This window comes from Dietzia sp. DQ11-38-2, assembly GCF_014145055.1.
GTDB lineage: Bacteria > Actinomycetota > Actinomycetes > Mycobacteriales > Mycobacteriaceae > Dietzia.
Genome location: NZ_JAALDW010000445.1, coordinates 5,898 through 13,842, shown reverse-complemented (window position 1 = coordinate 13,842; position 7,945 = coordinate 5,898). Strand labels below are relative to the sequence as shown.

General features: G+C 69.3%; 8 protein-coding genes and 1 pseudogene. 7 read left to right on the top strand and 2 right to left on the bottom strand.

Translation table 11 applies throughout. The annotated features are described in order from the left end of the window. The 3 genes and pseudogenes from G6026_RS14170 to G6026_RS14160 form a co-directional block, all read left to right on the top strand. A pseudogene (locus G6026_RS14170) lies at positions 1-137 on the top strand (thiolase domain-containing protein); the annotation flags it as partial. Continuing rightward, the gene (locus G6026_RS14165) at positions 134-652 is read left to right on the top strand and encodes a nuclear transport factor 2 family protein (protein ID WP_182613546.1); all 519 of its coding nucleotides are present in this window, start codon (positions 134-136) and stop codon (positions 650-652) included. The pseudogene G6026_RS14170 and the gene G6026_RS14165, both read left to right, overlap by 4 nt. Position 653: 1 nt before the next feature. After that, positions 654-1,559 carry a TIGR03619 family F420-dependent LLM class oxidoreductase gene (locus G6026_RS14160; protein ID WP_182613545.1) on the top strand — a complete coding sequence of 302 codons (906 nt, stop codon included), beginning with the start codon at positions 654-656 and terminating at the stop codon, positions 1,557-1,559. On the opposite strand, the gene G6026_RS14155 is transcribed toward G6026_RS14160, so the two are convergent. Continuing rightward, the gene (locus G6026_RS14155; protein ID WP_194305682.1) at positions 1,549-2,553 is read right to left on the bottom strand and encodes an alpha/beta hydrolase; all 1,005 of its coding nucleotides are present in this window, start codon (positions 2,551-2,553) and stop codon (positions 1,549-1,551) included. The genes G6026_RS14160 and G6026_RS14155 overlap by 11 nt on opposite strands. A 19-nt stretch (positions 2,554-2,572) precedes the next feature. Continuing rightward, positions 2,573-3,817: a cytochrome P450 gene (locus G6026_RS14150; RefSeq protein WP_182613544.1), complete on the bottom strand. Its 1,245-nt coding sequence runs from the start codon at positions 3,815-3,817 to the stop codon at positions 2,573-2,575. Between the two features lie 171 nt (positions 3,818-3,988). On the opposite strand from G6026_RS14150, the gene G6026_RS14145 reads away from it, so the two are divergent. From G6026_RS14145 to G6026_RS14130, 4 genes are all read left to right on the top strand, one after another. Beyond that, positions 3,989-5,155, top strand: coding sequence for a steroid 3-ketoacyl-CoA thiolase (locus G6026_RS14145; protein WP_182613543.1), 1,167 nt, complete (start codon positions 3,989-3,991; stop codon positions 5,153-5,155). Position 5,156: 1 nt separating this feature from the next. Then, complete coding sequence (locus tag G6026_RS14140; protein ID WP_182613542.1) at positions 5,157-5,744, top strand: GNAT family N-acetyltransferase; 588 nt, start codon at positions 5,157-5,159, stop codon at positions 5,742-5,744. A gap of 80 nt (positions 5,745-5,824) precedes the next feature. Next, positions 5,825-6,244: a nitroreductase family deazaflavin-dependent oxidoreductase gene (locus G6026_RS14135; RefSeq protein ID WP_182613556.1), complete on the top strand. Its 420-nt coding sequence runs from the start codon at positions 5,825-5,827 to the stop codon at positions 6,242-6,244. 267 nt (positions 6,245-6,511) lie between these two features. Continuing rightward, the coding region (locus tag G6026_RS14130; RefSeq protein ID WP_182613541.1) for a hypothetical protein at positions 6,512-7,945 on the top strand (1,434 nt) is incomplete at its 3' end.

Sequence of the window (7,945 nt, the reverse complement as noted above, 5' to 3'; positions counted from 1 at the left end):
CCGAGGCCGCCCGGCAGGTCATGGGCCGCGCTGAGGAGCACCAGATCCCGGGGGCGCGCAAGGCCCTCGGCCACGCCTACGGTGGCGGGTCCCAGTTCTTCTCCATGTGGGTCGTCGGATCGGAACGCAGGCGATGAGCAACCCCTACCTGGACGCCGGCGGCATGTACCGGCCGCTCGAGATGAGCGAGGCGGCGTTGGCGAGCCCCGCCTACGCCGCCGCGCGCCGTTCGTGGGCCGCGACCAACGCCGGCGACCGCGACGCCTGGATCGCCGGGTGGAACCCCGAGGGCACCATCGAGGATCCCGTGGGGCCGTCGATGTTCGACGCCGAGGGCATCGGTCACACCGGCACCCAGCGGCTCCTGGAGTTCTGGGAGAAGGCCGTGGCCACCCCGGACCACATCGAGTTCCGGTTCGACCGCGGGATCGCCGCGGGCGACGAACTCCTCTGCGTCGGCACCATGCGGACCCACATGGGCTCCAGCGTCATGGAGATCGACATCGCCGTGGACTACCGCGTCGACTCCCAGGGGCGGCTTCTGAACCTCCGCGCCTTCTGGGAACAGGACGTGGCCATGGCCTCAGGACTACGACCGCTGACCGACGACGACCGCGCTGCCATCGCCGGTGCCGTCACGAAGGGCGGCTGACATGAGCCGTGTAGTGGACGCCGAGTTCTCCGTTCCCATCTCCTTCTCCCCCGTCGACCAGATCATGGACATCGCCCGAGGGGCCGAAGCCGCCGGTTTCGACCGGATCGTCCTGCCCGACTCACTGTTCCACCCGCGACGGCAGGACGAGGACTACCCGTACACCCCGGACGGCTCCCGCATGTGGGACGCCAGCACCCAGTGGGTCGAGCCCCTCGTCGCCTCCGCCGCGATGGGCGGGGCCACCTCCCGCATCCGCTTCTGCCCGCAGGTGCTCAAGGTCGGACCGCGCAATCCGCTGCTGCTCACCAGGCAGGTGGCGTCGGTGGCGCTGCTGACGGGGAACCGGCTGGACCTCGGCGTGGGGATCGGCTGGGACCCCAACGAGTTCGAGTGGTGCGGGGCGCCGTTCAAGGGCCGCGGCAAGCGCACCGACGAATCGCTGGCGATCATGCGCGAGGCCCTGCGGGGTGAGTGGATGGAGTTCCACGGCGAGCATTTCGACTTCGACGAGCTGATCTTCACCCCCGCCCCCAGCCAGCAGGTGCCGTTCTACGTCGGCGGTCACACCGAGATCGCGCTCAAGCGGGCCGCGAGGGTGGGCCAGGGCTGGACCAGCGCCATGATGGGCTATGACGAGATCGTCACCACCGTCCGGCGGCTGGGTGAACTCCTCGAGGCCGACGGCCGCTCACTGGCCGACCGGGGAGACGGCTCGCCCTTCGCGATCCAGGTGGTCTGCCTGGACCGCTTCGGCACCCGGGGCTTCACGGAACTGGTCGAGGCCGGGGTCACCGACATCATCGTGATGCCGTGGATGATCGACGGCCACGGGTTCGACTGCTCCACCGAACAGAAGCTCGACTCCATCGCGGCCTTCGGCGAGAAGTACGGACTCAGCGACTGAGATCGATGTCGCGGAGGCACGCGAGGATCTCGCGGTGGGTGTCCTCCGTGGCCTCCAGGTGCATGAGATGCCCCGCCGGCGCGGAGATCGCCCGGACCATGCGTACGTCGTCGTGATGTCGCCCGAGCCTGGAGAGCGGATCCCGTCCGTGGAACCCCTCGAGATCGGGGTCGTGCTCGGAGTAGAGGAAGTAGAACGGCACCGGGTTGGTCTGTCGCTCGAACTCCTTCCGCGCGGACCAGGACGCGTCCATCGCCCGATACCACTGCAGCGGGCCGGCGAACCCCGTGCGGGCGTACTCGGCTTCGTAGACGTCCATCTCCTCGACCGAGAACCACGGCCACGGCAGTGGAGGCGCCTCGGGCAGCGCCTCGAGATAGGTCGACCCCGGGGGGTGCTGCCACACATCGAGGTAGTGGTAGTCCGCCGACAGTGCGTAGAAGACCCTGGTGAGGAACTCCCGCTCGCGACCGGCGAGATCGGCCTCGGCCACTCCCGGCCGCGAGAAGTAGTGGAGGTGCAGGAAGTGCTTCTCGGCCATCATCGCCGAGCCCTCCAGCGGCGGGACCGAGCCGGCGGTACCCATGAACGGGTTCTCCATCCCGATCACCGCCCGCACCCGCCCGGGTTCCAGATGGCAGGTGTCGTACGCGACGCCCGCCCCGAAGTCGAAGCCCACCAGCACGATCCGGTCGGCCCCCTCGGCGTCGCACACCGCGAGGACGTCGTCGACCACCTCGCGCGGCGAGTAGGCCTCCACGTCGGCGGGCGCGTCCGACCGCCCCATGCCCCGCAGGTCCGGTGCGATGACCCGCCACCCCGCGGCGGCGAGCACCGGGATCATGCGGTGCCAGGTGAACCAGAAGTGCGGGAAGCCGTGGAGGAGGACCACCGTGCCCGGGCGGCCGTCCGCGGGGGCGGGCTCGGCGACGACGTAGTGGAGCCGAACGCCGTCGCGGTCGACGTGGCGATGGTCTCGCACGGAGCCGGACATCAGGACGACGAGCCCCGGGTCAGCGCATGACCGGGCATTTGTAGTCGACCGTCCACTCGGTGATGCCGTTGAGCCACCCCGAGCGGATGCGGGAGGGCTCGCCGAGCGCCTCCAGGTTCGGGAGGTGATCGGCGATGGCGTTGAAGATCAGTTCGATCTGCAGCCGGGCCAGGTTCGCCCCGATGCAGTAGTGCGGGCCGTTCCCGCCGAAACTCAGGTGCGGGTTGGGGTCGCGCAGGATGTTGAACGAGAAGGGGTCGGTGAACACGTCCTCGTCGAAGTTCGCCGAGCCGTACATGATGGCGGCGCGATCACCCTTCTTCATGGTCACGCCCCCGATCTCGACGTCCTCGGTGGCGGTGCGCTGGAACGACGTGATCGGCGAGGCCCAGCGGAGGATCTCGTCGTAGGCGGTCGCGGGACGCTCTGCCTTGAACAGCTCCCACTGATCGGGGTTGTCGAGGAACGCGACCATCCCGTGCGTGGTGGCGTTGCGGGTGGTCTCGTTGCCGGCGACGGCCAACAGCACCACGAACCAGCCGAACTCGTCGGGGGTGAGCCGTTCGCCGTCGATGTCGGCCTGGATGAGCTTGGTCACCAGGTCGTCTCGCGGATCGACCTCACGCTTGGCCGCGAGCTCCTGCGCGTACGACAGGACCATGGCATTGGCCATCTGCGACTCCTCGACCTTGCCGGGGACGTCATAGCTGGTCATCTGGTTGGACCACTCGAAGATCTGGTGGCGGTCCTCCAGCGGGATGCCGATGAGCTCGGCGATCGCCTGCAGCGGCAGTTCGGAGGCGACCTCGGTGATGAAGTCGCCGCTGCCCTTGGCCGCAGCGGTCTCGACGATGACCCGCGCCTTCTCGGCGAGGTGGTCGCGGAGCTTCTCGATGTTGCGGGGGGTGAAACCCTTGGAGATGGTGCGCCGGTACTTCCTGTGCTCCTCGCCGTCCTGGTTGATGAACAACAGGCGGGTCAGTTCGACGATCTCGCGCTCGGTGCCCGGTGCGAAGCGCGGGATCGCGGTGTTCTCGAACGTGGAGAACACCTCGTTGGTGCGGCGGGAGATCTCCTTGACGTCCTCGTGCTTGGTGACCACCCAGTAGCCGTCGTCGTCGAACCCGTCGGCTCCGGGCTCGTTGGCGCACCACCGGATCGGCTCGGTCCGACGGAGGTGGGCCCACTCGGGATGCGGTAGGCGCTTCTCGTAGAGCTCCGGATCCGTGAAGTCGAAACCCTCGGGGATGGTTACTGCCTGCACTTGGTACTCCTTGACCGCGTCGGATGCGTCTCGTGCTCGGCGACCGACGACCCCGGGATACTGCGAACCCGGGATCCGAGCGGTAATCTAGAACACGTTCCACCCACCATACTAGAACACGTTCCTCTCGGGCGCCCGATCCACTGTGCCCGTTCTTCCGGAAGGACCACCATGGGCAATCCCGTCATCGTCGAGGCCGTTCGTACCCCGATCGGCAAGGCGCGCGGCGCACTGTCGGGCCTGCACCCCGCACACCTGTTGGGGGCGTCCCAGAAAGAGGTCATCCGGCGCGCCGGGATCGACGCGTCGCTGGTGGAGCAGGTCGTCGGCGGGTGCGTCACGCAGGCCGGCGCCCAGGGCAACAACGTCACCCGCGGCGCCTGGCTCGCCTCCGGACTGCCGTGGCAGACCGCGTGCACGACCATCGACTGCCAGTGTTCGTCGGCGCAGCAGGCCAACCACTTCATCGCCAACCTCATCCACGCCGGGGCGATGGACGTCGGCATCGCCTGCGGCGTCGAGTCGATGAGCTGGATCGCGCTCCGCGCGGCTGTCGGCGACGGCTCCAACGGCATGCCCCGGCCCGACGACTGGCAGATCGACCTGCCCGACCAGTTCACCGCCGCCGACCGGATCGCGCAGCGGCGCGGATTGAGCCGGGCGGACCTGGAGGAGCTGGGCGTGCGGTCCCAGGCCAACGCCAAGCGCGCGTGGGAGGAGGGCCGCTTCGACCGCGAGACCTTCGGCGTCGACGCCCCCGAACGCCTGAAGGACGGAACCTACACCGGCGAGACGGTGACCGTCACCCGGGACCAGGGCCTTCGTGAGACCACCGCGGAGGCGCTCGCCGGCCTGAAGCCGGTACTCGAGGGCGGCCTGCACACCGCCGGCACCTCCAGCCAGATGTCGGACGGATCTGCCGCGGTGCTACTCATGGACGAGGACGTCGCAAAGGCACACGGGCTCCGGCCCCGCGCCCGGATCGTCCACCAGGCACTGGTCGGAGGCGAGCCCGAGTACCACCTCGACGGCCCCGTCCAGGCCACCCAGCGCGTGCTCGACCGCTCGGGCATGTCCATCGCCGACTTCGATCTCTTCGAATGCAACGAGGCCTTCGCCTCGGTGCTGCTCAGCTGGGCCGCCGTGCACGGTCCGGACATGGACAAGGTCAACGTCAACGGGGGCGCCATCGCGATCGGACATCCTGTGGGGAGCACCGGGTCTAGGCTCATCACGACCGCCCTGCACGAGCTCGAGCGAACGGACGGCGAACGCGCCCTCATCACGATGTGCGCGGGCGGCGCCCAGGCCTCGGCGAGCATCATCGAGAGGATCTGACATGAGCAGCACCACCATCGAGACAGCCGCAGCCCGCCGGAGCGAGGTCTTCGCCGCCATCTCCTCCGCCAACGGCGCGGAGGACGCGGCGGAGGCGATCGCACACCTGCTGGCGGTGCCCGTCGACGAGGCACGCGAGGTACTGAAGACGCCACTGGAGGCGTTCGTCGGACACACGACCAACCACCCGGTCGGTGCGGGGCCACACGGCTTCGCCCTGTTCCCGTTCCGCGACACTGCAGACCACTCCGACCTCTACCATTCGCGCTCGTCGGACGAGACGTCCGCGACGGCCGGCGAGTGGGACCAGCAGAAGACGGAGGAGGAGCGAAAGGCGGGCCTGGCACGGATCGAGAGCGAGTCGGCGATGTGGTTCGTCGCCGTGGACACCTCCCGCGACCAACCGGTGGGCCTGGTCTTCGGCGAGCAGATCGACGACGGCGATGTCGACGTGGCCATCTGGATCCACCCCGACGAGCGCAAGAAGGGCTTCGGCCTGGCGGCACTCAAGGAGAGCCGACGCGAGTTGGCGGCGTTCTTCCCGGGCAAGCACGTGATCGTCCGCGCACCGCTGTCGAGCTCGAAGTGAGCGAGAGCCACCCCGGGGTGGAGACCGGCGTGGACGATCCCCGGCGCTCCAAGCCGTGGGTTCTCGGCGTCATCAAGGTGATGTCCCGGGTCAACACCTGGTCCTACCGCGTCTCCGGCGGCCGCATCGGCGGCAACTGGAGGGTGGGATCGGCACTCACGGCGCCGGTTCCGGTCTGTCTGGTGACGACGACGGGGCGCAGGTCCGGCGAACCGCGAACAGTGCCGCTGCTCCACCTCCCGGACGGTGACCGGGTCCTGCTGGTCGCCTCCCAGGGGGGACTGCCCACACACCCGCAGTGGTACCGGAACATCCTGGCGAACCCGGAGGTCACCATCCAGGTGGGGCGGAGGACCCGGGCCATGACGGCGAGGGAGGCGACCGCGGAGGAGCGCGCCGAGCTCTGGCCCCGACTCGTCGAGCGCTACGCCGACTTCGCGTCCTACCAGGCCAACACGAGCAGGGTGATCCCGGTGGTGATCTGCGAACCGACCGGCTGACTGCGAGACCGCCGCCCCGGCCGGGGCCTCTCCACTCGAGAGGCCCCGGCCGTTGTCGTGGCCCTGGATGTTCTCTTATTCCACTTACTGCTCGCGACGGCTGTTTATCAGTCCATTATCACCTCATCCGTCACTTCAGTACCACTTCCTGAGCAAACCGTTGACACCCACTCAGCCTTAGAGGATTCTTATGCGCGTTAGAAGTCCGGACCCGGATCCGCAGGATCCAGTCGTCCGAGGGGTCACACCACCGAAAGGACCTCCCCCATGAACAAGCCCACCAGGGCCGCCGCGGTCGCGGCATCAGTACTCCTCGCCGCGTCCGGCGTCCACGGCACGGCCAACGCGCAGGATCTGGGCAGCATCATCGACGCGCTCGGCCCGATCACCGGCTCCATCGGAGACCTCGACGGGGGCTCGGCCGGCCTGGATCCGCTCAGCGGTTCCGCCGACCTGCCCGCTCTCAGCTCCGAGCCCCTCGCCGGGTCCACGGCCCTGCCGGGGAGCTCGGACCCGCTCGGCGGATCGGCTGAGCTGCCGGGCAGCTCGGACCTGCTCGGCGGTTCGGCCGAGTTCGGCTCCACCGACATCGGCTCACTCGGCATGATGCCGCTGTCCACCGACCTCCTCGGCGGCTCCGCCGAGCTGCCCGCCTCCTCCGAGCTCCCCCCGCTGTCCACCGACCTGCTCGGCGGCTCCGCCGACTTCACCTCCTCGGACCTCGCTCCGCTGTCCACGCAGCTGGACCTGCTCGGCGGCTCGGCCGAGGTCGGCTCCACCGGCATGGCCCCCCTGTCCACCGACCTGCTCGGAGGGTCGGCCGAGTTCGGGTCGGCCGAGTTCGGTTCCACCGAGGTCGGCTCGGCCGGCATGGCCCCGCTGTCCACCGACCTGCTCGGCGGCTCCGCCGAGTTCACCTCCTCCGACCTGGCGCCGCTCGTCGGCTCGGTGGGCATGGCCCCGCTCTCCACCGAACTGCTGGTGGGCTCCGGGGACGTGGGATCGACCGGCATGACGCCGCTGTCCACGGAACTCCTGGGCGGCTCCGCCGAGTTCGGGTCGACGGAGATCGGCTCCCTCGGGATGACCCCGCTCTCGACGGAGCTCGATCTTCTCGGCGGTTCCGCCGAGTTCACCTCGTCCGATCTCGCGCCCCTCACCGGGTCCGAGGGCATGGGGTCGCTGGGTATGGCGCCGCTGTCCACCGAGCTCAACTTCCTCGGTGGGTCCGCGGAGCTCCCACCGTTGTCCGCCAACTTCCCGGACGGTTCGACGGCCGGCATCGGCGGCTCCGCAGAGCTCGTCGGCGAAGGGATCGCCGGCTCGCTGACCAACGGGTCGGCCAATCAGCTCGCCGGCTCGGTGGAGAGCAACTCCGCCGACCCGATCATCGGGTCGATCGCCGAGGGCGGCATCCTGCCCGCGCTGTCCGGCTCCATCGAGGAGGTCTCCGGGTCCCTCTCGGGCAACAGCGGCTCCACGGGCCAGAGCTCGGACCTCATCACCGGCTCGACCGGCGGCAGCGCCGATGTCCTGACCGGGTCCTTCGGAGAGCTCACCGCGGTCAACGGGTCGCTCACCGCGCTCACCGGTTCGCTGGAGAACGGTTCCCTGCAGGGCGTCGGATCGACGAACCTCGGATCGGCGATCGGCGAGGCCGGTTCCCTGGAGGCCGCCGCCAGCCTGGGTGGCGAGGGCGGT